This window comes from Bartonella sp. AA81SXKL (genome assembly GCF_042196945.1).
Taxonomy (GTDB): Bacteria; Pseudomonadota; Alphaproteobacteria; order Rhizobiales; family Rhizobiaceae; genus Bartonella.
Genome location: NZ_JBHIRH010000447.1, coordinates 1 through 512 on the forward strand (window position 1 = coordinate 1; position 512 = coordinate 512).

General features: G+C 44.9%; 1 protein-coding gene and 1 pseudogene. Both read right to left on the reverse strand.

The features are described 5' to 3' along the window. Window positions 1–272: pseudogene (locus ACFINZ_RS12175) on the reverse strand (ABC transporter ATP-binding protein); the annotation flags it as partial. Then, window positions 265–512: ABC transporter permease subunit (locus tag ACFINZ_RS12180; protein ID WP_375701663.1), on the reverse strand; the 248-nt coding region annotated here is incomplete at its 5' end. The pseudogene ACFINZ_RS12175 and the gene ACFINZ_RS12180, both read right to left, overlap by 8 nt.

Genomic DNA, 512 nt, shown 5'->3' on the forward strand with positions numbered 1-512 from the left:
CGCTTACCGCGAATAGTCTGCATCCGCGATTCACTTGCTGACAATAAATCGACATCATCAAAGCGCATTTTTTTAGCTTTGACGATTGCTGCTCTTGGGCTCAATTTGAGTATTGCGCGTCCAGTCATTGATTTTCCAGACCCAGACTCCCCAACAATTCCGATTTTTTCTTTCCCCACGGAGAAGCTAACGCCACGTACAGCTTCTAAAACGCCGCGCGTTGTAGGAAAAGAAACACGTAAATCTTCTATCTCTAATAATTTTTTATCCATTGCGTGGATCCAATATATCACGAAGTCCATCACCTAAAAGGTTGAATGCAAGGCTTGCAAACAATATTGCACACCCGGGCATTGCTGCCAACCACCAACTTGTCATCATAAACTCACGACCGGTCGAAAGCATTGCTCCCCATTCAGGACTTGGGAGTTGAGCTCCCAACCCTAAAAAACCAAGACCCGCAGCCGTTAAAATAATTCCAGACATATCTAATGTTAACCGTACCACCACTG